Origin of the sequence: Streptomyces sp. Mut1 (assembly GCF_030719295.1) — a bacterium.
GTDB classification, from domain to species: Bacteria; Actinomycetota; Actinomycetes; order Streptomycetales; family Streptomycetaceae; genus Streptomyces; species Streptomyces castrisilvae.
This window is the reverse complement of record NZ_CP120997.1, coordinates 1,734,856-1,755,768: the sequence shown is the minus strand read 5'-3', so window position 1 is coordinate 1,755,768 and position 20,913 is coordinate 1,734,856. Positions and strand designations below refer to the sequence as shown.

Annotated in this window: 21 protein-coding genes; 16 read left to right on the top strand and 5 right to left on the bottom strand. The window is 74.9% G+C overall.

The genetic code is table 11. The features are described from left to right. The first annotated feature begins 202 nt into the window (after positions 1 to 202). Genes P8A18_RS07440 through P8A18_RS07430 form a run of 3 tightly spaced genes read left to right on the top strand, consistent with a single transcriptional unit; the run spans position 203 to position 2,776 of the window. A complete protein-coding gene (locus tag P8A18_RS07440; protein WP_306060729.1) occupies positions 203 to 1,177 on the top strand; it encodes an ABC transporter ATP-binding protein in 975 nt (324 codons plus the stop codon). After that, complete coding sequence (locus tag P8A18_RS07435; RefSeq protein ID WP_306052874.1) at positions 1,174 to 1,959, top strand: ABC transporter permease; 786 nt, start codon at positions 1,174 to 1,176, stop codon at positions 1,957 to 1,959. The genes P8A18_RS07440 and P8A18_RS07435 overlap by 4 nt, the downstream gene beginning before the upstream one ends. 34 nt (positions 1,960 to 1,993) lie before the next feature. Then, a complete protein-coding gene (locus P8A18_RS07430) occupies positions 1,994 to 2,776 on the top strand; it encodes an ABC transporter permease (protein ID WP_306052872.1) in 783 nt (260 codons plus the stop codon). Positions 2,777 to 2,903: 127 nt separating this feature from the next. On the opposite strand, the gene ybaK is transcribed toward P8A18_RS07430, so the two are convergent. The 4 genes from ybaK to P8A18_RS07410 all read right to left on the bottom strand — a co-directional run bounded on the left by ybaK (position 2,904) and on the right by P8A18_RS07410 (position 7,050). After that, entirely contained in the window at positions 2,904 to 3,416 is a 513-nt protein-coding gene (ybaK, locus tag P8A18_RS07425; RefSeq protein ID WP_306052870.1) for a Cys-tRNA(Pro) deacylase, read from the bottom strand. Positions 3,417 to 3,442: 26 nt separating this feature from the next. Beyond that, positions 3,443 to 4,186 carry an LON peptidase substrate-binding domain-containing protein gene (locus P8A18_RS07420; RefSeq protein ID WP_306052868.1) on the bottom strand — a complete coding sequence of 248 codons (744 nt, stop codon included), beginning with the start codon at positions 4,184 to 4,186 and terminating at the stop codon, positions 3,443 to 3,445. Positions 4,187 to 4,191: 5 nt separating this feature from the next. Further along, positions 4,192 to 5,229 (bottom strand): hypothetical protein, encoded by a 1,038-nt coding sequence (locus tag P8A18_RS07415; RefSeq protein ID WP_306052866.1) that lies wholly within the window; start codon positions 5,227 to 5,229, stop codon positions 4,192 to 4,194. Between the two features lie 219 nt (positions 5,230 to 5,448). Next, positions 5,449 to 7,050 carry an oxidoreductase gene (locus tag P8A18_RS07410; protein WP_306052864.1) on the bottom strand — a complete coding sequence of 534 codons (1,602 nt, stop codon included), beginning with the start codon at positions 7,048 to 7,050 and terminating at the stop codon, positions 5,449 to 5,451. 146 nt (positions 7,051 to 7,196) lie between these two features. Here P8A18_RS07410 and hisD point away from each other — a divergent pair, with 146 nt between their 5' ends. The 12 genes from hisD (at position 7,197) to P8A18_RS07350 (ending at position 19,757) form a co-directional block, all read left to right on the top strand. After that, positions 7,197 to 8,519, top strand: a complete 1,323-nt coding sequence (gene hisD, locus P8A18_RS07405) for a histidinol dehydrogenase (RefSeq protein ID WP_306052862.1) — start codon at positions 7,197 to 7,199, stop codon at positions 8,517 to 8,519. Then, complete coding sequence (locus tag P8A18_RS07400; protein ID WP_306052860.1) at positions 8,516 to 9,643, top strand: histidinol-phosphate transaminase; 1,128 nt, start codon at positions 8,516 to 8,518, stop codon at positions 9,641 to 9,643. The genes hisD and P8A18_RS07400 overlap by 4 nt, the downstream gene beginning before the upstream one ends. Beyond that, a complete protein-coding gene (hisB, locus tag P8A18_RS07395; RefSeq protein ID WP_037711239.1) occupies positions 9,640 to 10,242 on the top strand; it encodes an imidazoleglycerol-phosphate dehydratase HisB in 603 nt (200 codons plus the stop codon). The genes P8A18_RS07400 and hisB overlap by 4 nt, the downstream gene beginning before the upstream one ends. Further along, complete coding sequence (locus P8A18_RS07390; RefSeq protein ID WP_306052858.1) at positions 10,239 to 10,406, top strand: CG2302 family histidine operon protein; 168 nt, start codon at positions 10,239 to 10,241, stop codon at positions 10,404 to 10,406. The genes hisB and P8A18_RS07390 overlap by 4 nt, the downstream gene beginning before the upstream one ends. A 10-nt stretch (positions 10,407 to 10,416) precedes the next feature. Continuing rightward, positions 10,417 to 11,058, top strand: a complete 642-nt coding sequence (gene hisH, locus P8A18_RS07385) for an imidazole glycerol phosphate synthase subunit HisH (protein ID WP_306052856.1) — start codon at positions 10,417 to 10,419, stop codon at positions 11,056 to 11,058. Continuing rightward, on the top strand, positions 11,058 to 11,783 hold the full coding sequence (priA, locus tag P8A18_RS07380) for a bifunctional 1-(5-phosphoribosyl)-5-((5-phosphoribosylamino)methylideneamino)imidazole-4-carboxamide isomerase/phosphoribosylanthranilate isomerase PriA (RefSeq protein ID WP_306052854.1): 726 nt from the start codon (positions 11,058 to 11,060) through the stop codon (positions 11,781 to 11,783). The genes hisH and priA overlap by 1 nt, the downstream gene beginning before the upstream one ends. Continuing rightward, positions 11,780 to 12,178, top strand: a complete 399-nt coding sequence (locus tag P8A18_RS07375; RefSeq protein ID WP_306052852.1) for a RidA family protein — start codon at positions 11,780 to 11,782, stop codon at positions 12,176 to 12,178. The genes priA and P8A18_RS07375 overlap by 4 nt, the downstream gene beginning before the upstream one ends. Continuing rightward, positions 12,175 to 12,930 carry an imidazole glycerol phosphate synthase subunit HisF gene (gene hisF / locus P8A18_RS07370; RefSeq protein ID WP_306052850.1) on the top strand — a complete coding sequence of 252 codons (756 nt, stop codon included), beginning with the start codon at positions 12,175 to 12,177 and terminating at the stop codon, positions 12,928 to 12,930. Before P8A18_RS07375 ends, hisF begins: the two co-directional genes overlap by 4 nt. A 110-nt stretch (positions 12,931 to 13,040) precedes the next feature. Beyond that, positions 13,041 to 16,058, top strand: a complete 3,018-nt coding sequence (locus P8A18_RS07365) for an AAA family ATPase (protein WP_306052848.1) — start codon at positions 13,041 to 13,043, stop codon at positions 16,056 to 16,058. 232 nt (positions 16,059 to 16,290) lie between these two features. Next, positions 16,291 to 17,640, top strand: coding sequence for an RsbRD N-terminal domain-containing protein (locus tag P8A18_RS07360; protein ID WP_306052846.1), 1,350 nt, complete (start codon positions 16,291 to 16,293; stop codon positions 17,638 to 17,640). A 256-nt stretch (positions 17,641 to 17,896) separates the two neighbouring features. Next, entirely contained in the window at positions 17,897 to 18,484 is a 588-nt protein-coding gene (locus tag P8A18_RS07355) for a winged helix-turn-helix domain-containing protein (RefSeq protein ID WP_306052844.1), read from the top strand. 25 nt (positions 18,485 to 18,509) lie between these two features. Beyond that, a complete protein-coding gene (locus tag P8A18_RS07350) occupies positions 18,510 to 19,757 on the top strand; it encodes an MFS transporter (protein ID WP_306052842.1) in 1,248 nt (415 codons plus the stop codon). A 58-nt stretch (positions 19,758 to 19,815) separates the two neighbouring features. Here P8A18_RS07350 and P8A18_RS07345 read toward each other — a convergent pair whose 3' ends face one another. Beyond that, entirely contained in the window at positions 19,816 to 20,448 is a 633-nt protein-coding gene (locus tag P8A18_RS07345; protein WP_306052841.1) for a TIGR03085 family metal-binding protein, read from the bottom strand. An 84-nt stretch (positions 20,449 to 20,532) separates the two neighbouring features. Between P8A18_RS07345 and hisI the strand changes: the two genes are divergently transcribed. Beyond that, positions 20,533 to 20,913, top strand: a complete 381-nt coding sequence (gene hisI, locus P8A18_RS07340; protein WP_306052839.1) for a phosphoribosyl-AMP cyclohydrolase — start codon at positions 20,533 to 20,535, stop codon at positions 20,911 to 20,913.

Sequence of the window (20,913 nt, the reverse complement as noted above, 5' to 3'; positions counted from 1 at the left end):
GACCGGGCCGCGTCGTGGAGTGAATCCGCATTTGTTCCCCCGCCGGGCGCACGAGAAACCTTTCCGGGCGCTCAACCCGCCCGCCGCTCGCCGCGTTGATGTCCGATCGGTGCGGCCCCGGGCGTAATGCCGGTCCCCGGACCCCGTACTCTCGTACCTCGTGAGTACGGGGACAGCGCAGGCGCCGACGACGACCGGCACCGTGTGCGCGGTGCGTGATCTGGTGAAGACCTACCCCCCGGCCCGGGGACGCCGCGGCACGCCCGCGACCCCGGAAGTACGCGCCACCGACGGCATCAGCCTCGACGTCAGGCGCGGCGAGATCTTCGGCCTGCTCGGGCCCAACGGAGCGGGGAAGTCCACCCTCGTACGGCAGCTCACCGGCCTCATGCGGCCCGACTCCGGCACCGTCGACATGCTGGGCCACGACCTCGTACGCCACCCCGAGCGGGCCTCCCGGCTGATCGGCTACCTCGGGCAGGAGTCCACCGCGCTGGACGAGCTGACCGTCTCCCTCGCCGCCGAGACCACCGCGCGGCTGCGCGGGCTCCCGGTGCGCGAGGCCCGTGCCGAGCGCGACGCCGTCCTGGACGAACTCGGCCTCGCCGATATCGCGGGCCGGCCCCTGAAGAAGCTCTCGGGCGGCCAGCGGCGGCTGGCCTGCGTCGCCGCCGCGCTCGTCGGGGAGCGCCCGGTGCTCGTCCTGGACGAACCGACGACCGGTATGGACCCGGTGGCCCGGCGCGCGGTCTGGGCCGCCGTCGACCGCCGTCGCGCCGAACGCGGCGCGACGGTCCTGCTGGTCACCCACAACGTCATCGAGGCCGAGACCGTCCTCGACCGGGTCGCCGTCATCGAACGCGGCAGGGTCATCGCCTGCGACACCCCCGCCGGGCTCAAGGAGCGCGTCGCGGGTGAGGTCAGGGTCGAGCTGGTGTGGCGCGAACGCGCCCCCCTGGAGATCCCCGAGGTCGCCGCCCTGCGCGCGTGCGCGCAGGAGTCCGGGCGCCGCTGGGCGCTGCGGCTCGCGCCGGACGAGGCGCGGGCGGCGGTCGCCGCGGTGACCGGTGGCGCGGCCTTCGCCGCGCTGGACGACTTCAGCCTGGCGACGCCGAGCCTGGAGGACGTCTACCTGGCCCTCGGCGGCGGCGCGACCAAGGGACTGGTGAAGGCGTGAGCGCCCTCGGTGCGGCGGCCGGGGCGGCCGCGACCCTCGCGCCCCGGGCCCGGCTCTTCCCCTCCCTCGCGGCCGTCTACCGGGCCCAGCTCTCCCGGGCCCGGGTGGCCCGCATCCCGCTGCTGTTCGTCGCGACGTTCCAGTCCGTCGGGATCATGATCCTGATGCGCGGGGTCGTGGACGGCGGCTCCGAGGCGCGGGCCGTCGTGGCCGGGTCCAGCGTCCTGGTCGTCGCCTTCGTCGCGCTGAACCTGCTCGCCCAGTACTTCGGGCAGCTGAGGGCCGGCGGGGGGCTCGACCACTACGCGACCCTGCCGGTGCCGCCCGCCGCCGTGGTGCTCGGGGCGGCCGGGGCGTACGCCTCCTTCACCGTGCCCGGCACGATCGTCACCGCTGTCACCGGCAGTGTGCTGTTCGGGCTGCCGGTGACGCACCTGTGGGTGCTCGTCGCCGTCATCCCGCTCTCCGGGGCGGCGCTCTCCGGCCTCGGCGCCGCCCTCGGGCTCCTCGCGCCGCGCCAGGAACTCGCCACGCTGCTCGGGCAGCTGGGCATGTCCGCCGCGCTGCTGCTGGGCATCCTGCCGGCCGACCGGCTGCCGGGGCCGATCGGCTGGGCCCGCGATCTGCTGCCGTCCACGTACGGGGTCGAGGCGCTCTCCCGGTCCTTCGACGCCCACCCCGACTGGGCGGTCGTCGCCCTCGACCTGGCCGTCTGCGCCGTCGTCGGCGTGGTCTCGCTCGCCGTGGCCACGTGGGCGTACCGCAGGGCAGCGGTCCGGTGAGGCGCGGCGCGCGGGCGCCTGGCACGATGGCACGGTGACCGCACCCCTGACGCCGCCGCACCGGCCCTCGTCCGACGACCACCACGACTGGCAGAAGCCGCCGGCCGGGGGCGGGTCCGACGGGCCCCTCGGCCCCCACGGCTCCCACTGGGCCCCGTCGAAGGCCGAGCAGGAGAGCGACCTGGGTGCGGATCTGCGCAGGGCCGGCCTCGTCCTGGCGCTGGTGACCGTCTCCGGGGCGCTGCTCGGGCTCCTGTGGCTGTGGCTGGCGCCCCGGGTGCCGCTCGTCTCCGACAACACGGCCGTCTTCCTCGCCGACAGCGAGGGCGAGGAGGCGATCGGGGCCGACGGCACGTTCGTCCTGCTCGGGCTGGCGTTCGGGGTGGTCTCGGCCGCCCTGGTCTTCTGGTTCAACCGGCGCGGCGGCATCCTGCTGACGGTCGGGCTCGCCCTGGGCAGTGTGCTCGGGCCGGTGCTGGCCTGGCAGCTCGGGACGCGGCTCGGGCCGACGGACGACGTGGTGGCCCATGCGCGCGAGGTCGGCAAGGGCGTGATCTTCGACGCGCCGCTGGAGCTGCACGCGAAGGGGGCGCTGCTGGCGTGGGGGCTGGCGGCGATGGCGGTGTACCTGGGGGTGACCGCGGTGTTCGGGCCGCGGGAGTTCGAGGGGGAGTGGGGGACGTACGGGGGGTGGGGTTCGCCTGAGGCGCCGGCTTCGGGGGCGGGTGGGCCTTCGCCTTTGCCTTCGGAGCCGGTTTCCGGGGGGCCGGGGCCGGGGTCGTCGGCGCCGCCGCCGTTGCCGCCTGCGGGGGAGTGAGGGCGGGGGCCCTGCTTTCCCTCCCCGGAACCGGGGCTCCGCCCCGGACCCCGGTCCTCGAACGCCGGACGGGCTGGGAGTGGCCGGTCGGGCTGGAGGTGGGCGGTCGGTTCGTGAGGTGTGCGGGTTACGGCCTCCCGCCGCGGGCGATCGGGGCGAACACCGCCCCCGTCAGCGTCGCCAGGTCCTCGGGGGACAGCTCCACCTCCAGGCCCCGGCGGCCCGCCGACACGCAGATCGTCGCGTGGGCGCGGGCCGACGCGTCCAGGACCGTGGGGAGGCGTTTGCGCTGGCCCAGGGGGGAGATCCCGCCCCGTACGTAGCCCGTGGTGCGTTCCGCCGCGGCCGGGTCCGCCATCGTGGCGCGTTTGCCGCCGGCCGCCGAGGCCAGGGCCTTGAGGTCCAGGGAGCCCGCCACCGGGACCACCGCCACCGTCAGCCGGCCGTCCACGTCGGCCACCAGGGTCTTGAAGACGCGGTCGGGGGAGACGCCCAGGGCCTCGGCCGCCTCCTCGCCGTAGGAGGGGGACGCGGGGTCGTGCTCGTACGCGTGCACCGTGAACGGGGTGCCCGCCGCGGTCAGGGCGACCGTGGCGGGGGTGCCGCCGGACTGGGGCTGCTTCTTCTGCTTCTTCGCCACGGGGCGGGGCTCTCCGGGTGGTCGCGTCAGTTGAGGTGGGTCGGGGCGACGGTCAGATCCACCGCCGGGAGCGACGGCAGGTGCCGGATGACCGCGGTCTCCGAGCGCAGCAGCTTCAGCTCCTCGCGGAGGCGGGTCGCGGTGTCCGGGGCCTGGAGGAGGCGCTGCCGGGCGGGGACGTCCAGGACCACGGCGGAGGCGACCAGGTAGGAGACGACCGACGGGTCGTCGGGCAGGTCGGCGCCCGTGGTGAGGGACTGTTCGCTCGCCCCGGCCAGACGCTTCTGGTAGCCCCGGAAGGCCCGCAGGACGCCCTCGGCGAGCGGGCCCGCCTCGTCGCCCGGGTCCTCCTCCAGCTCCTCCAGCTCGGCCGTGAGGTACGGGCCGCTCGCGTCGACCGAGAGGAGCCGGACGCGGGTGGTGCCGGTGGCCAGCACCTCGTAGCTGCCGTCCGCGCGCTCCCGGATGCTCGCCGCGTCGGCGACGCAGCCCACCCGGTGCAGGGCCTGGACGGGGTCGGCGCCGAAACCGTCGGACGGGCCGCGTTCGACGGGTTTGCGCACCGCCTCCGGCATGCCGACGCCCGTGGCGGCGGTCTCGCGGCCGTCGCGGACGGCGACCACGGCGAAGCGGCGCGGTTCGTCCTCGTCGATGGTCAGGAGCTCACGCATCATGGCGCGATATCGCTCCTCGAACACGTTGAGGGGCAGCACGAGGCCGGGGAACAGCACCGCGTTCAGCGGGAACAGAGGCAGGCGAGCGGTGGTCACAGCGGTCAAGCGTAATGGCCGCGCGCCCGTCCTCGTCCGGCCCCGTGGCGCAGCGGTGTCGCGGAGGCCACCCGGAGCCTTGTGCTGTCCCGCGCGGCGAGGAACCGGCCCAGCGGATCTCCGGACACCGAGGCCCACGGGAACGAGGCCGCGTGCGGCCCGATCCGCCGGAACTGTTCCAGCGCCTCGGCCCAGCGGCCCCGTACCACCAGCACGTACGCGAGGAGGTTGCGCACCTCGGCCGGCCAGGGGTCGCCCGGGGCGAAACCGGCGGACAGCGTGATCGCCAGGTCCACCGCCGCGTCGATCCGCTCCTCCTGCACCGATGTGGACAGGGCCCCCGGCCCCTCGGCCAGCATCGCGAACGCGGCCCGCAGCGGCAGCGCCTGCACCAGGGAGGTGGGCAGCGAGTCCTCCGCGGCCCGCTCGGCGAAGTCGAAGCACTCGCGGTGCGAGCCGTACCAGGCGGCCGACAGGTACTGCAGGGCCGCGACATGGCAGCCGTAGTGGTGCGTGGAGCGTTGCAGCGCCTGCTCCCACAGCACCTCGAACGTGGTGTGAGTGGCCTGGGTGCCCCGGGCGTGGTCCAGCGCGAGGCGCCAGGGCACCGGGTCCCGCGGATCGCTCTGCGCGGCGGCCGTGATCATCGGCCCCACCTCGCGCAGCTGCTCCGCGCGGGCCGGTGACTCCCAGGCGCGGTCGACGGCGAGCTGGGCCTTGACCAGCAGGGCGTCGGGGTCGCGCGGCGCGGCGGACAGCCAGTGGCCGAGCCAGCCGTCCCGGTTGCGGGCGAACGCGACGAGCCGCTTCAGATAGCGGTCCCGGCTCTCCCACTCGGCCCCGTCCCGGGTGGTGGCCAGCAGCTTCGCGGCCGGTTCGTACTCCCCGGCGGCGGCGGCCACCAGCGCGGGTGACAACCGCTCGTCGGGGGCGTCGAGCAGCACCGCGTGGTCCGCGGCCAACCCGGAGGACAGCTCCGGGGTGTTGCGGATCACGCGCGCCGTACGGAGGAGAGCGCGGAGGAAAGGCATGGTGCAGACCATTGAAAAGCGCTGGTGGGGGCAGGCGCCAGGGGAGCGCTGTGAAGCTTTGGTGCCGAGTGGATGGGTTGCTCGGGCTCCAGTCAAGAAGAAGCAAAGGAAAGCGCGGATTCTGGCTGATACTCGCCGGTGCTGGGCAGAAGGTCCGTGGACTGCCCGGCGCCGACGGGCGGCTCCGCGGCCCGCCGCGCGAGGGAAGGCCGCCCCCGGCGCCGGTATCCGTCAGCCGCGGCGCAGCAGCCGGGAGGCGCCGGCCGCGACCGTGGTGGCCAGTATCCAGCCCAGCAGGATCAGCGCGGCGGCCATCCACTGCCAGCCGCCCTCCATCCGCCAGTAGCCGTCCTGGCCGAGATCGATCACCGGGATGAGCAGATCCAGCGCGTACAGCGACGCGTTCCACTGCGGATGCTCCTCGCCCTTGATCGCGGCCGGGTCGTACCGCGAGAACGCCAGCGTGCCCGCCGCCCACAGCACCGCCATCCACACCGCAGCCCGCCCCGGCCGGTAGCCGTACGCCACCGTCCAGTCCTGGAGGTAGCCCCAGAGCTTCCCGGCGGGCGGCAGCGTCTCCCGGCGGCGGCGCTGCTTGGCGAGCAGCACCTCCCGGGCGTCCGCGTCCTCGCCGCTGTTGCGCAGCACCGCCGCCAGCCGCTCGTAGGGCTCCGGCACGTACTCCGGGGTGGCCGCCGCCACCCACTCCAGGCGCCGGGAGAGCGGGAAGTGCCCGTACGGGACGAGGTTCTCGTAGACGAACCCGCCCATCGCCAGGCCGCCGGGGCCCGGCCAGCTCGTCGACACGTCGATCAGCGTGACCACCTTCGCGCCGTTGAGCACGACCCGCCCCCGGGCCGGGCGCTCGGGGTTGAACCGCAGCTCCGGGGTGACCGTGCGGCGCAGCGACAGCTCCTCGTGCGTGTCCAGTACGAAGACCGCCTTGTGCAGGTCCACCGCGTCACCGAACCGGCCGTCGTCCAGGCGCACCCCGCCCCGGCAGCGGAACACCTGCGAGCGGGTGCCGTGCGCCGGGGTCGGGGACGTGGCGATGCCGTACGGGGGAGTCGTGCCCTGGTTGCCCGTGTCCACGCTGACCCACGCCTCGCTCATGTACAGCGTCCGCTCGACGCTCAGCTGCGGTGCGTTCAGCGCGCGGCGGCCCCGGCCGGCGCGCAGCCGGCTGCCGCGCAGGCTCAGCGAACCGCCCACCTTGGCCCCGCGCAGACTCAGCTCGCCCAGTGTCTCGACCATCTCGGCCTGGAGGTCCTGGGCGACCGTCAGCCCGTCCCCGAGCAGCGCCCGGCCCTGCCGGTCCGGGCCGATGTCGATCTGGCTGAGCAGCAGATCCGTACCGATCTGGGCGTCCGTGAGCCGGATGCCGCGCTCCACCCGGCAGCGCGGCAGATGCAGATCGCCCTCGGTGCGCAGCCGGGCCGCCTCCAGGCGCGGCACCGCGCACCCCACCAGCCGCAGCGTCGTGAAGTGGCATTCGGGGAACGCCACCTCCTCGTCGAACCGGCAGCCGGTCAACTCCACGTACGGAGCGACACGCCCGCCCGCCAGGTCCAGCCTTCCCATGATCCGCACGCCCCTCAGCTTCAGGGCCGTCACCCGGCCGGGCCGGGCCGGCGGACCGCTCAGCAGCAGCCGGGCGACGACCCGGGCCTCCACGCTGCGCTCGGGGCCCCAGGCGTGCGGGGCGAAGGGATCGTCGCGGGCCCGGTCGCGGGCCCGCAGGTCGTAGGTGGTGCCGTTCCGGAAGGACTGCCACATGCCCAGCTCCGCGGCGCTGAGGCCGTCCGGGAGATCCCCGTCGTGCCGCTCCGTCACCGGTGCCCCTTTCGTTCGGAGGCGTGATCCCGTTATTCCCTCTGGGTGACCGGATGAACGCACATAGTCAGCCGTCACAGCGGGGGCATGTATCAGCCAGTGATACGGGCGTCCGGACGTTCGCGGCGGTCTGCGAGAATTGCCGGGTGATCTCTCGAATCGATCTGCGCGGCAATGTCCTCCCCGAGGGCGGCGTCCTGCGCGACCTGCTGCCCCGTGCCGAGTTCGACGTGGAAGCCGCCCTGGAGACGGTGCGGCCCATCTGCGAGGACGTACGCCATCGTGGCTCGGCGGCAGTGATCGACTGGGGGGAGAAGTTCGACGGCGTCCGGATCGAGTCGGTCCGGGTGCCCGCCGCCGCCCTCGCACAGGCGCTCGAAGAGCTGGATCCGGCCGTCCGCGCCGCCCTGGAGGAGTCGGTCCGCCGCGCCCGCCTCGTCCACCGCGAGCAGCGCCGCACCACGCACACCACCCAGGTCGTCCCCGGCGGCACCGTCACCGAGAAGTGGGTGCCGGTCCAGCGCGTCGGGCTCTACGTGCCGGGCGGCCGCGCGGTCTACCCGTCCTCCGTCGTGATGAACGTCGTCCCGGCCCAGGAGGCGGGCGTCGAGGGCCTCGCCGTCTCCTCCCCGCCGCAGAAGGCGTTCGGCGGACTGCCGCACCCCACGATCCTGGCCGCCTGCGCCCTGCTCGGGGTGGACGAGGTCTACGCGGCCGGCGGCGCCCAGGCCGTCGCGATGTTCGCGTACGGCACCGAGGAGTGCCTGCCCGTCGACCTGGTCACCGGACCCGGCAACATCTACGTCGCCGCCGCCAAGCGCCTCCTCAAGGGCCGCATCGGCATCGACGCCGAGGCCGGACCCACCGAGATCGCCGTCCTCGCCGACGCCACCGCCGACCCGGTGCACGTCGCCGCCGACCTGATCAGCCAGGCCGAGCACGACCCGATGGCCGCCGCCGTCCTGGTCACCGACTCCGAGGAGCTGGCCGCCGCCACCGAGGCCGAGCTGGCCCGGCAGGTCGCCGCGACCAAGCACGTCAAGGAGCGCATCGAGCCCGCGCTGGCCGGCCGCCAGTCCGCGATCGTCCTGGTCAACGACCTGGAGGACGGGCTCACGGTGGTCGACGCCTACGCCGCCGAGCACCTGGAGATCCAGACCGCCGACGCCGCCGCGCTCGCCGGCCGGGTCCGCAACGCCGGAGCGGTCTTCGTCGGCCCCTGGTCGCCCGTCTCGCTCGGCGACTACTGCGCCGGCTCCAACCACGTCCTGCCCACCGGCGGCTGCGCCTGCCACTCGTCGGGCCTGTCCGTGCAGTCCTTCCTGCGCGGCATCCACATCGTCGACTACACGCGCGACGCGCTCGCCGAGGTCACCCACCACGTGGTGACCCTCGCCGAGGCGGAGGACCTCCCCGCCCACGGCGCCGCGCTCAAGGCCAGGTTCGGGTGGAAGGTTCCGCAGCAGTGACGAACGACCGCACCGCGCTCAACCCCTGGGACGCCCTGCCCATCCGCGACGAGCTGCGCGGCCAGTCCCCGTACGGGGCGCCGCAGCTCGACGTACCCGTGCGCCTCAACACCAACGAGAATCCGTACCCGCTGCCCGAAGCGCTCGTCGACCGCATCGCCGAACGGGTCCGCGAGGCCGCCCGCGACCTCAACCGCTACCCCGACCGCAACGCCGTCGAACTCCGTACCGAGCTGGCCCGCTACCTCACCCGCACCGCCGGGCACGAGGTCGGGACCGCCAACGTCTGGGCGGCCAACGGCTCCAACGAGGTGCTCCAGCAGCTGCTCCAGACCTTCGGCGGACCCGGGCGCACCGCGATCGGCTTCGAGCCCTCGTACTCCATGCACGCCCTCATCGCCCGCGGCACCGGAACGGGCTGGATCTCCGGGCCGCGCAACGAGGACTTCACCATCGACGTGGACGCCGCCCGCGCGGTGATCGCCGAGCGCCGGCCCGACGTCGTCTTCATCACCTCCCCCAACAACCCCACCGGCACCGCCGTCGACGCCGGGACCGTCCTCGCGCTGTACGAGGCGGCGCAGGCGGCCAAGCCGTCGATGGTCGTGGTGGACGAGGCGTACGGCGAATTCAGCCACCACCCCTCGCTGCTCCCGCTGATCGGGGGCCGCCCCCACCTGGTCCTCTCGCGCACCATGTCGAAGGCGTTCGGCGCCGCCGGGCTCCGCCTCGGCTACCTCGCCGCCGACCCGGCCGTCGTGGACGCGGTCCAGCTGGTGCGGCTGCCCTACCACCTGTCCTCCGTCACCCAGGCCACCGCGCTCGCCGCCCTGGAGCACACCGATACGCTCCTCGGGTACGTCGCGCAGCTCAAGAGCGAGCGCGACCGGATCGTCGGCGAGCTGCGCGGCGCCGGCTTCGACGTCACCGAATCGGACGCCAACTTCGTCCAGTTCGGCCGCTTCGCCGACAGCCACGCCGCCTGGGAGTACATCCTCGACCGGGGCGTCCTGGTCCGGGACAACGGCGTACCGGGATGGCTGCGGGTCTCCGCAGGGACCCCGGAAGAGAACGACGCGTTCCTCGATGCGGTGCGCGGACTGAAGAAGGAGCACGACGCATGACTCGCGAGGCCCGCGTAGGAAGAGTGGAGCGGACCACCAAGGAGACGTCCGTGGTCGTCGAGATCGACCTCGACGGCACCGGAAAGGTCGATGTCGCGACCGGGGTCGGCTTCTACGACCACATGCTCGACCAGCTCGGCCGGCACGGTCTGTTCGACCTCACGGTCAAGACCGACGGCGACCTGCACATCGACTCGCACCACACCATCGAGGACACCGCCCTCGCGCTCGGCGCCGCCTTCAAGCAGGCGCTCGGCGACAAGGTCGGCATCTACCGCTTCGGCAACTGCACCGTCCCGCTGGACGAGTCGCTCGCCCAGGTCACCGTCGACCTCTCCGGCCGCCCCTACCTGGTGCACACCGAGCCCGAGAACATGGCGCCCATGATCGGCGCCTACGACACGACGATGACCCGGCACATCCTGGAGTCCTTCGTCGCCCAGGCGCAGATCGCCCTGCACGTCCACGTCCCGTACGGGCGCAACGCGCACCACATCGTGGAGTGCCAGTTCAAGGCGCTCGCCCGCGCCCTGCGCTACGCCAGCGAGCACGACCCGCGCGCGGCCGGCATCCTCCCCTCCACGAAGGGCGCCCTGTGACCGGCCTGAACACCATCCTGATCCTGGTCGGCCTGTTCCTGGCCGGCGGGGTCTACTCCTTCTCGAAGCAGGGCATGCCCAAGGGCGTCATCGTGCTGCTGTCGATCGCCTCCGTGATGTGCCTGGTAGCGGGCGTCATGCGGATCCAGGGCCTCTGGGACTGAGGGAGCACACGTGGATACGAAGAAGAAGGTCGTCGTCTTCGACTACGGCTTCGGCAACGTCCGCTCCGCCGAGCGCGCCCTCGCCCACGTCGGCGCGGACGTCGAGATCACCCGTGACTTCGACACCGCGATGAACGCCGACGGGCTGCTGGTGCCCGGCGTCGGCGCGTTCTCGGCGTGCATGGAGGGCCTGAGGAAGGCCCGCGGCGAGTGGGTCATCGGCCGCAGGCTGGCCGGCGGACGCCCCGTCATGGGCATCTGCGTCGGCATGCAGATCCTCTTCGAGCGGGGCATCGAGCACGGCGTGGAGACCGAGGGCCTGGACGAGTGGCCCGGCACCGTCGGCCCGCTGAAGGCCGACATCGTCCCGCACATGGGCTGGAACACCGTCGAAGCCCCCGAGGAATCCCAGCTGTTCGCCGGACTCGACCCCGAGGCCCGGTACTACTTCGTGCACTCCTACGCGGCGCACGACTGGTCCCTCGAAGTCACCAACGCGAAGATCCGCGCCCCCAGGGTCACCTGGGCCACGCACGGCGAACGGTTCGTGGCGGCCGTGGAGAACGGCGCGCTGTGGGCCACCCAGTTCCACCCCGAGAAGTCCGGCGACGCCGGCGCCCAGCTGCTGACCAACTGGATCGAGACGCTGTAATGCCGAAGCTTGAACTGCTCCCCGCCGTAGACGTCCGCGACGGCCAGGCGGTCCGCCTGGTGCACGGCGAGTCCGGCTCCGAGACGTCCTACGGCTCCCCGCTGGAGGCCGCACTCGCCTGGCAGCGCGCCGGCGCCGAGTGGCTGCACCTGGTCGACCTGGACGCCGCCTTCGGCACCGGCGACAACCGCGCGCTCATCGCCGAGGTGGCCGGCGCCATGGACATCAAGGTCGAGCTGTCCGGCGGCATCCGCGACGACGCCTCGCTCGCCGCCGCCCTGGCCACCGGCTGCCGCCGGGTCAACCTCGGCACCGCCGCCCTGGAGACCCCCGAGTGGGTCGCCAAGGTCATCGCCGAGCACGGCGACCAGATCGCCGTCGGCCTCGACGTGCGCGGCACCACCCTGCGCGGCCGGGGCTGGACCCGCGACGGCGGCGACCTCTACGAGACGCTGGAGCGCCTCGACTCCGAGGGCTGCGCCCGCTACGTCGTCACCGACATCGCCAAGGACGGCACGCTCCAGGGCCCCAACCTGGAGCTCCTGAAGAACGTCTGCGCCGCCACCGACAAGCCCGTCGTCGCCTCCGGCGGCGTCTCCTCGCTGGACGACCTGCGGGCCATCGCCTCACTGGTCCCGGCAGGCGTCGAGGGCGCCATCGTCGGCAAGGCCCTGTACGCGAAGGCGTTCACCCTCGAAGAGGCGCTGGAGGCGGTCTCCGTATGACCGATTCCGTACGCCGTGTCTCCTCCGGCGGTCCCTGGGAGGAGAAGTTCGGCTACTCCCGCGCGGTCGAACTGCCCAACGGGCTGGTGCTGGTGGCCGGCTGCACTTCGGTGGCGGGCGGCGAGATCGCCTCCGGCGGCCCCTACGAGCAGACCGTCACCGCCTTCCGGGTCGCCTTCGACGCGCTGAAGGAGCTGGGCCTGGGCCGCGAGGACGTCGTCCGCACCCGGATGTACGTCATGCACGCCCGGGACACGGAGGAGGTCGGCCGCGCCCACAAGGAGCTGTTCGACGCCGTGCGCCCGGCCGCCTCGATGATCGTCGTGTCCGGTTTCGTGGACCCCGGCCTCGTCGTCGAGGTCGAGGTCGAGGCCTACCGGGCGGGGGCGCGATGAGCCTCGCGGTACGCGTCATCCCCTGCCTCGACGTGGACGGGGGCCGGGTCGTCAAGGGCGTCAACTTCCAGAACCTGCGCGACGCGGGCGACCCCGTCGAGATGGCGAAGCTGTACGACGCCGAGGGCGCCGACGAGCTGACCTTCCTGGACATCACCGCCTCCAGCGGCGACCGGGCGACCACCTACGACGTGGTGCGCCGCACCGCCGAGCAGGTCTTCATCCCGCTCACCGTCGGCGGCGGCGTCCGCACCCCCGACGACGTCGACAAGCTGCTGCGGGCCGGCGCGGACAAGGTCGGCGTCAACACGGCGGCCATCGCCCGGCCGGAGCTGATCCGGGAGATCGCCGAGCGCTTCGGCCGCCAGGTCCTGGTGCTCTCCGTGGACGCCCGGCGCACCCCCGCCGGCACCTTCGAGGTCACCACGCACGGCGGCCGCAGGGGCACCGGCATCGACGCCGTCGAGTGGGCCCACCGGGCCGCCGAACTCGGCGCCGGCGAGATCCTGCTCAACTCGATGGACGCCGACGGCACGAAGGACGGCTACGACACCGAGATGATCGCCGCCGTACGCGAGCACGTCGGCGTCCCCGTCATCGCCTCCGGCGGCGCGGGCCGGCTCGCGGACTTCGCACCGGCCATCGACGCCGGGGCCGACGCGGTCCTGGCCGCGTCCGTCTTCCACTTCGGCGACCTGCGGATCTCCGAGGTCAAGGGCGCCCTCGCGGAGGCCGGACACCCGGTCCGCTGACCCCGGCCGGCTGTGCCGGCGCACAGCCCGGGGCGCTCCTCCTTGGGAGGGCGCCCCGTGGGCCGCCGCGCGCCTTCCGGCTCCGTACCCCCGGACGTAGCGTGCCCGGCGTGACTCCCCCCACGACCGTGCACAGTCCGCCCCGGCTGTACGGCCGCGGCGCCGAACTCGCCGTCCTCGACACCCTCCTGACGCGCCTTCGGCAGGGCGACGGCGGGGCCCTGGTCCTCACGGCCCCGCCCGGCACGGGCCTCACCGCACTGCTGGACCGGACCGCCGCCGCACACCGCGAGCGGCACACCGGACCCGTGCTGTGGGCCACCGCCGCCCCCGCCGAGCAGTGGCTGCCCCACAGCGGCCTGCACGCCCTGCTGTGCTCCGCGCCCGGCCCCCTGCCCCTCGACCCCGACCGGGTGCTGCGCGACGGCCTCCCGCCCGCCGCCCTCCTCGCCCTCCTGCGGCGGCTCGGTGCGGAGCGGCCCCTGCTGGTGTGCGTGGACGACGCCCACGCCTGGGACCCCGGCTCCAGGGCCGCCCTCGCCTTCGCGGCCCGCCGGCTCGGCCCGCGCAGCCGGGTCGCCGCGGTGATCGGCGCCGGGGACGGGGCGGGCTTCGCCGGGCTGCCCGCGCTCCGCCTCGGCCCCCTCGGCGACGAGGCGGCCTCGGCGCTCCTGGACCGGCTCACCGAAGCGGCCGGGACGGACCGGGCCGACCCGGTGGTCCGCGGCGAGCTGCTGCGCGAGGCGGCGGGGAACCCCCGGCTGCTCGCCGGTCTCACCGCCCGGCTCACCCCCGCACAGCTCGCCGGACGGACCCCGCTGCCCCACCCGCTGCCCGGCGGCGACGACGTCCTGGCCGCCCACGCCGCCCGCCTCGGCCACCTGCCCGCCGCCACCCGCACCCTCCTGCTGATCGCCGCCGCCGCCCACGCGCACGAACCGGAGGGCGCCGGCGCCGACCTGGACCTCGTACGCCGCGCCGCCCTCGCGGCAGCCGTCCGTCCCGCCGCGCTCGACCTGGCCCTGCTCGCCCCGGGCGGCACCGCGGGCGCCCTCCAACGAGCGGGCGACCGCGTCCACTTCAGCCACCCACTGCTGCGCCGCGCCCTCCTGCACCGAGCACCCCCGCACCACCGCCGCGCGGTCCACGACCTGCTGGCCGGCCTCCTGACGGGTGGGGGACGCGGCCCGGAGCCGGGTGCGGGCGGTGTGGTGACGGGATCGTGCGGCCTGGACCCGGTCGAGGGTTCTGTGGTGAGTGGCCCGTGCGGCCTGGACCCGGTCGCCGGTCCCGTGGTGACCGGCCCGAGCTGCCTGGACCCGGTCGCCGGCCCCGTTCCGACCGGCCTGTGCGGCCTGGACCCGGTCGCCGGTCCCGTGGTGACCGGATCGAGCTGCTCGGACCCGGTCAACGGCCCCGTTCCGACCGGCCCGTGCGGCTCCGCCCCGCTCGCCGCCCTCGTCCAGCGGGCCTGCGCCGCCACCGGGCCCGACGCGCCGCTCGCCGACGCGCTGGAGGCCGCCGCCGCGCCTCGTCCGCACGCCGAGCGGGCCGCCGCACTCGCCCGCGCCGCCGGCCTGACCCCGGGCGAGGCGCTGCGGGCGGCCCGGTTCGCGGCGGCGGCCGATCACACCCGGCTCGCCGGGGACCCCGGGCGGGCCCGCGCACTGCTGGCCAGGGCCGGTGCGCACCCCGCCGCCCACCACGTACGCGGCCTGCTCGCCCTGCGGGACGGCCCTGCCCCCGACGCCCACGAGGCCCTGCTCACCGCCGCCGCCCTGCTCGCCCCGAGTCAACCCGGCCGCGCGCTCGACGCCCTCCTCGGCGCCGCCGAGGCCGCCTGGGCGGCGGGCGACGCCCTCGGCTACCTGGACGCGCTGACCCGTATCCCCGCCGACGTACCCGACCGGGCCCTCGCGCAGTACCGGGACGGCATGTGCGCCGTGCTGCGCGGGCGGATCGGCGAGGGGCACGCGCTGCTGCGCCGCCTGCTCGGCTCGGCCGCCCGGTCCCAGGACCCCGCGGCCCTGCTGCGGAGCGGGGCGGCGGGGCTGGTGCTCGGCGATCTCGACGCCGCCTGCCGGGCCGGGGTCCGCGCGCTGGCCGCCGTGCGCGCGAGCGGCGCCGACGCGCTGCTGCCGCAGGCCCTGGAACACCTGGCCTACGCGGAACTGCGCGCCGGACGCCATGCCCGCGCCCGCGCCCACGCGCTGGACGGCCTGCGCGCGGCCCGCCGCTGCGGACAGCCCAACGCCGCCGCCCATCTGCACGCCGTGCTGGCCCTCGCCGCGTCGGTGGAGGGCGGGGCGCGGGAGTGCGCCGCGCACGCCGACGCCGCCCTGGCGGGCGCGGCACCGCACGGGCTCGTCCAGGCCGCGACCCTGGCCACCTGGGCGCAGGCCCGCGCCGATCTGGCGGCGGGGCGCTCGGCCGAGGCGGCGACCCGGCTCGACCCGCTGGTGCGGCCGGGGCCGGGGCGCGGCCACTTCGCCACCAGGATGCTCGCCGTCCCCTGCTACGTGGAGGCGTCGGTGCGGGCCGGGCGGGCGCGCCGGGGGAGGGCCGTGGATCCGGTGGCCGACGCGGTGGGGGAGTTCGCCGTGTGGGCCACCCGCACCACGGACCCCCAGGTACCCGCCCAACTGGCCCGCTGCCGGGCCCTGCTGGCGCCGCCGGGCGAGGTGGCCGGGCGGTACGAGGAGGCGCTCGCCCACCACGACCGGGCGGGCGGCGACTTCGAACACGCCCGCACCCGCCTCCTGTTCGGCTCCTGGCTGCGCAGGCGCCGCCGCACCCGGGAGGCCCGGGAGCCGTTGCGGGACGCGCTGGTGGCGTTCGAACGCTGCGGCGCGCGGGCCTGGGCGGACCGGACCAGCGGTGAACTGCGGGCCGCCGGGGAGTCGGTGGAAGCGCCGGACCCGGCCCGGGGCGCCGATCCGCTGGCCGCTCTGACCCCGCAGCAGCAGCGGATCGCCCGGTGCGTCGGGGAAGGGGCCACCAACCGGGAGGTGGCGCTGCGGCTCTCGGTGAGCACGCGGACCGTCGACCACCATCTGCGCAACGTGTTCGCCGCGCTGGGGGTGCGCTCCCGGACGGAGCTGGCCAGGCTGCTGGACGGGAGGCGGTAGAAACCAGGCCCCGGACCGCTGCGGGGGCGGTCCGGGGCCGCTTCGGGGCGGGTCCGGAGCGGCGAGGTTGCAGGACCGTGATGAGAAGGAGGACGCAGACCCCTAGGTACCGACTGGGCGGTATGTCATTCTGCGGGCGTCAGGATCATTCGGTGCGCCCGTGCCTCGTGCTGGGCAGGGCGAACCGGAGCCGGCCGTTGACCGAGCCGGCCGAATCCCGGTGGAGGCCGCCATGCCACAGGTCGTACGTTCACGGGTCAGGGCGCTGCACGCGCCGCCGCCCGTCGCCCCGGTCCCGCGCCGCTTCCGTTCGCTGGCCGACCGCGAGGCGGTCGCCGTACTGCACCGGGCCGCCCGGGTGCTGGTCGCGGCGCTGCCGGAGCTGACGGACCGGATGGTGGAGGCGCTGCGCGAGCGGGAGCCCGGCTACCGCGCGGCGATCGAGGCCGACCCGGCGGAGATCTGGCAGGAGGTGCACCAGTCGCTGCGGCACAACGTCGGCTCGCTGATCCAGCCCCGCGAGTTCCGGGACGCCGCACACCGCACCTCCCGGCGGATCGGCGAGGTCCGGGCGGAGCAGGGGGTGCCGCTGGACGCGGTCCTGCACGCGTTCCGGATGGGCGGGGCGATGGTCTGGCAGGACCTGGTGGACGAGACCGCGCGCCGCCACCCCGAGGACGTCCGGCTGCTCGTCCATGTCGCCGCGGACGTCTGGAACTTCGTGGACGAGCACTGCGGTGTCGTCGCCGACGCCTACCGGCGGGCCGAGCGCCGGCTGGCCTGGCGCCGGGAGAACCGCCAGCGCCTGATGACGGCCGCCCTGCTGGACGGCACCGCGCAGATCGCCGACCTCCCGGACACCGCCGCCGTGCTCGGGCTGCCGGAGGACGGCCGGTACGCGGTCCTCGCCTTCGTCGACGCCCGCCGCTCCCCGTACGGCGCCATCCATCCGCGCCTGGAACTGCCCGCGGGCCCGGACGCGCTCTGGCACGCGGGCCCGGAGGCGGAGTTCGCCATCCTGCCGCTGGGCCGGGGCGGGGACGCGGACCCGGGTGCGGACGAACCCGCCGTGCCCGGGGAGCCCGAGCGGGCGGAAGCGGTGGACGCCGGGGACGGGGCGCTCCTCGCGCTCGCCGCGGAGTTGCGCGTACCGCCCGGGGCCCGGGTCGGCATCAGCTCGGCCGTCGACGGCCTCGCGGCGGTCGGGGACGCCCGGCGGCTCGCGGAGACCGCCCTGCGGGCCTGCCCGGCGGACGGCGGGGTGGTCCTGCTCGACCAGCAACTGCCCGCCGCCCTGGTCGTCTCGTCCCCGGGACTCGGCACGGCCCTCGCCCACCGGGTGCTGGGGCCCCTGGACCGGCTGGACCCGGCCGACCGGGACGTGCTCATCGACACGCTCACGGCGTGGTTCGACTGCGACGGCTCGGCCCCCCGGGCGGGCGCCCGCCTCTACTGCCACCGCAACACCGTCCTGAACCGGCTCCGCCGCTTCGAGCAGCTGACCGGCCGCTGCCTGACCCGCCCGTCCGACGCGGTCGAGGTCTCCCTGGCCCTGGCGGCCCGGCGCCTGCTCCCCGGCTGAAGACGGGCCCTGGGCGGCGCGGGCTCGCGCCGGGGAGCCGTGGCCGGTCCCCGCTGCGGGGGCGTGGTCAGGCGGGTGTGCGCCCGCGCCCGCTGGCCGCGCCCCCCCCCGCTCGCCGCGCCCGCGCCCCCGCCTGTGCCCCCGCACAGTCCCCGCCCCCGCGCCCTGTCACCGCGCAGCGCCCCGGAAGCAGGCGTGCAACTTTTATTGCGCAATAGATATTGCGCAACTTTCCTTTCCTATCTACGGTCGGGGCATGGCAAGCGACGAATCACGCCGGGTCTCCGACCTCGGCACCCTCAAGGCGTTCGGGCACCCCCTGCGGATGAAGCTCTACCGGGCGCTGTACATCGCCCGGCAGGCCACCGCCTCCCAGCTCGCCGAGCAGGTCGACGAAGCGGTCTCGCTCGTCAGCTACCACCTGCGCAAGCTCGCCGAGCACGGCCTGATCGAGGAGGCCGAGGGGCAGGGGAGCGATGCCCGTGAGCGCTGGTGGCAGCCCGCGTCCAAGGGGCTGCGCTTTTACGACGAGGACTTCCGCGACGCCCCCGAGAAGGTCGCCACGCACGCCGCCGTCAGCCGGCTCTCCTTCGAACAGCACGTCGACATGTACCGCCGCCACCTCGACGCGACCCCCGGCTGGGCACCCGAGTGGCGCAGGGCCTCCTTCGGCTCGGAATACCTGGCCCGGCTGAACCCCGAGGAGCTCGCCGCCCTCGAACGCGAGATGGACGCGCTCGTCAAGCGGTACGAGGCACAGGGCCGCACCCGCGAGGAGGCCGGGGACACCGAGAACCGCGAGAACGTCGCCCTGCACCTGTACGGCTTCCCGTTCCGGACCTGACCCGGTGACCCGAGAGGACGATCCCGTGACCGCCACCCTGCCCGTCTTCGACGAGGCACCCGGCCGCCCGGCCCACCGCGACGGCAACGTCCTGCGCTGGCTCGGCGCGTACACCGCGTCCATGGTCGGCGACAGCGTCTACTACATGGCCCTCGCCTGGGCCGCCACCCGCACCGGCACCGCCTCGCAGACCGGCCTGGTGCTCGCCGTGGGCTCCATACCCCGGGCCGTGCTGCTGCTGGGCGGGGGAGTGCTCGCCGACCGGCTCGGGCCGCGCCGCGTGGTCGTCGCGAGCGACACCGCGCGCTGCCTCGTCATCCTCGGCCTGGCCGGCACCCTGCTCCTCACCTCGCCCACGGTGTGGATGCTGGTCGCCGTCGCGCTTGTCTTCGGCGCGGTCGACGCCCTCTTCCTGCCCGCCGTCGGCGCCCTGCCGCCCAGGATCACCGCCGCCTCCCAGCTCGCCCGCGTCCAGGGCATGCGCGGCCTCGCCGCCCGCACCGCCAACGTCGTCGGCGCCCCGCTCGGCGGCGCGGCCGTGGCCCTCGGCGGACCGGTCCTCGCCTTCGGCGCGGCCGGCGTGCTCTTCGCCGTCTCGCTGCCCCTCCTGCTGGCCGTACGGATGAGCCCGCTGCCCGAACAAGACGCGGCAGAACCCGCCGGCACCGCCCGGCGCGAACTGGCCGACGGGCTGCGGTACATCTGCCGCCACCCGCTGCTCGGCCCCGTCATGCTCGTCGTCGCCCTCAGCGAACTGGGCTTCGTCGGCCCCCTCAACCTCGGCCTGATCCTGCTCAGCGACGAACGCGGCTGGGGCGCCTCGGGCATGGGCTGGATCGTCGCCGCCTTCGGCGTCGGCGCGGGCGCCTCCGCACTGCTCCTCACCGTGCGCGGCCGGGCACCCAGGGCCGGGCTCACCATGTGCGTCACCGTGCTGATCGGCGCGGTCGCCATCGGCGCCCTGGCGTACGCACCCTCCCTGCCCCTCGCCGCGGGGGTCGCCGTCCTCATCGGACTCTTCGCGGGACTCGGCGGCGCCCTGTGCGGCGCGCTGATCCAGACCGCGGCCGACCCCGCCTACCTCGGCCGGGTCACCTCGGTCTCCACGCTCTTCACCCACGCCCTCGCACCGCTCAGCTACCCCGTCACCGGAGCCGCCGTCGCCCTGTGGGGCACCGGTCCCGTCTTCGTCACCAGCGCCGGGACATGCGCGGCCGGCGCCCTCACCGGCCTCGTCCTCACCCCACTGCGCCGCGCCGAACTCCCGCGCTGAACCGGGCGCACGTACGTACGACTCCCGCGCCGGGCACCGCGTACGAGGCGCGGGCGGGTCACATGCCCAGCTTCGCCGTCGTCACCCGGCCGATCGCGTCCGGCTCACCCTCCAGCTCCACCCGCGCCGCCTCCTGCCGCCCGAACGCGAACAGCAGCAGCTCGCCCGGCTCACCGGTCACCGTCACCACCGGCGTGCCCCGGTGCGCCACCGCGGTCTGCCCGTCCGGGCGGCGCAGGACCAGACCCACCGGCGCCTTGCGGCCCAGCATCCGGGCCGCCTTCTCCGTACGCGACCACAGGACATCGGCGAAGACCGGGTCCAGCTCCCGCGCCGACCAGTCGGGCTGGGCCCGGCGCACGTCCTCGGCGTGGATGTAGAACTCCACCGTGTTCGCCGCCTCGTCCAGCTGCTTCAGCCCGAACGGGGACATCCGCGGCGGACCCGTACGGATGAGCTGGATCAGTTCCTCGTACGGCTTCGCGGTGAACTCGGCCATGACCCGGTCACGCCGGTTCCGCAGCGGTCCGACGACCAGCCCGGCCGCCGCGTCCGGCCGTCGCTCCCGCACCACCACATGGGCCGCGAGATCACGGGCCGTCCAGCCGTGGCAGAGGGTCGGGGCCTGCGGGCCCGCCGCCTCCAACAGGTCGGCGAGCAGAAGTCGTTCGCGCTTCGCATGGGTCGACATGCCCGCCAGCGTACGGCCGCCGTCCCCCGTCCGCCCAGTGGACGCACGCCGGGACGCCCCGCGCCACCACGGCACAATGGGCGCATGACCAGCACGCCCACGCCCGGCACCCCCCGCCCCGCCAGCGCCCTCGATCCCGCCATCGCCGCCCGCCTCAAGCGCGGCGCCGACGGACTGGTCCCGGCCATCGCCCAGCAGTACGACACCGGCGAGGTACTGATGCTGGGCTGGATGGACGACGAGGCGCTGCACCGCACCCTCACCACCGGCCGCTGCACCTACTGGTCGCGCAGCCGCCAGGAGTACTGGGTCAAGGGCGACACCTCGGGCCACATCCAGCAGGTCAGGTCCGTCGCCCTGGACTGCGACGCCGACACCGTCCTCGTCAAGGTCGACCAGACGGGCGCCGCCTGCCACACGGGTGACCGCACCTGCTTCGACGCCGACGTCCTGCTCGGACAGTAG

Coding starts and splice junctions, on each gene's coding strand:
- hisF (WP_306052850.1), top strand. CDS start 12,175: ATGAGCCTCGCGGTACGCGTCATCCCCTGCCTCGACGTGGACGGGGGC.
- hisB (WP_037711239.1), top strand. CDS start 9,640: ATGACTCGCGAGGCCCGCGTAGGAAGAGTGGAGCGGACCACCAAGGAG.
- P8A18_RS07375 (WP_306052852.1), top strand. CDS start 11,780: ATGACCGATTCCGTACGCCGTGTCTCCTCCGGCGGTCCCTGGGAGGAG.
- priA (WP_306052854.1), top strand. CDS start 11,058: ATGCCGAAGCTTGAACTGCTCCCCGCCGTAGACGTCCGCGACGGCCAG.
- hisI (WP_306052839.1), top strand. CDS start 20,533: ATGACCAGCACGCCCACGCCCGGCACCCCCCGCCCCGCCAGCGCCCTC.
- P8A18_RS07345 (WP_306052841.1), bottom strand. CDS start 20,448: ATGTCGACCCATGCGAAGCGCGAACGACTTCTGCTCGCCGACCTGTTG.
- P8A18_RS07355 (WP_306052844.1), top strand. CDS start 17,897: ATGGCAAGCGACGAATCACGCCGGGTCTCCGACCTCGGCACCCTCAAG.
- P8A18_RS07415 (WP_306052866.1), bottom strand. CDS start 5,229: ATGGTCTGCACCATGCCTTTCCTCCGCGCTCTCCTCCGTACGGCGCGC.
- P8A18_RS07360 (WP_306052846.1), top strand. CDS start 16,291: ATGCCACAGGTCGTACGTTCACGGGTCAGGGCGCTGCACGCGCCGCCG.